The sequence below is a fragment of the Candidatus Infernicultor aquiphilus genome (genome assembly GCF_002784285.1).
GTDB lineage: Bacteria > Atribacterota > Phoenicimicrobiia > Phoenicimicrobiales > Phoenicimicrobiaceae > Infernicultor > Infernicultor aquiphilus.
The window spans coordinates 1-1,145 of sequence record NZ_PFKO01000330.1; the positions used below are offsets into that span (position 1 = coordinate 1).

Here is a 1,145-nt window from a genome sequence, read left to right on the forward strand (position 1 = left end):
TCCCGGAGGTAATTCTGGTTTGGGGAATCTTAAGATATCTGCCTCTTCTCCACTCTTAATTGTTTCTTCTGAATAATAAGAAGTACTCACCTTCTGGAAAGGATTTCGATTACTTGGTGGTTGATACGGTTCATAAACAAATATCTTACTCGTATACCCCAGTTCCCTCTTTTCCATCTCAATTTCAAATTCGGTCTTTTCTTTTACCTCTGGTTCAGGTTCTACTTTCGGAGTAACTGCAGTGGGAACGGGAGTTGTCACAGTAGCCGGGGTAATAGGAGACTTCACAGAAGTATCAGGAAATAAAAGAGGATATCCCCACCAGTAAATTGCACCAGCAGCTACTATAAGAACTAATAAAAGAATTAACATTTTACTCTTTTTATTTCCACCCGCTTTTGATTTTTTAAATAAATTTCCCAAAGATATTTTTCTCATTCTATTCGGAACCTTCTTTTCTCAAAACATAGACAAACATATTTATAGAAATATTTAATTTATCGGCTTCACTTCCTGCCTTGCTTAAGTTTAATGATTGAACATCAATTATTCGAGGAAGGTTCTCTATCCTATCTAAATAAGCTATCAAATCAAAATAGCTGGCGGTTAAACTCATAGCTATGGGCATTTTTCCGTAAATTATATCTTTCTCCCAGGAAATATTCTGAGGAGTAAAAGTAGTAAAATCAACGTTAAATTCATTTAGGGTATCCTGAATCATCACCAATAAATCAGGTATTTCTTTTTCTTTGGGTAACATCACTTCTAAAAATTCTAATTTTTTCAATAAAGCCTGGTATTCTTCCTTTGAAGGACCAAGTCTTGCCTCAATTCTTTTACCTTCAATAATCTTTTGGTTGGTAATCGCAATATCTCTGTCCAATTGTTCAATCTTTTGTATTCTCGGTTGATATACATAAGTATAATTAACATAGATAAATGCAATAAAAATTATAAATGCGGTCATACCTTTAGATAGTTTCATTTAAAAAAATACCTCGTATTTTATATTATTGTAGGGGTCGGATTTATCCGACCCGAAACGGGTTCGATGAATCGAACCCCTACAAAAACTTGTAAAGCGTACTGTCATTGCGAGTGACCGCAGGGAGCGTGGCAATCTCGTATATTGTCATTGCGAGCCC

The 1,145-nt window shown here is 35.2% G+C and carries 1 protein-coding gene and 1 pseudogene; both read right to left on the reverse strand.

The window, feature by feature from the left end; all coding sequences use genetic code 11:
- Window positions 1-438, reverse strand: a pseudogene (locus COZ07_RS09170) (hypothetical protein); the annotation flags it as partial.
- Between the two features lies 1 nt (window position 439).
- The gene (locus COZ07_RS09175; protein WP_406608263.1) at window positions 440-985 is read right to left on the reverse strand and encodes a type 4a pilus biogenesis protein PilO; all 546 of its coding nucleotides are present in this window, start codon (window positions 983-985) and stop codon (window positions 440-442) included.
- Window positions 986-1,145: the final 160 nt, after the last annotated feature.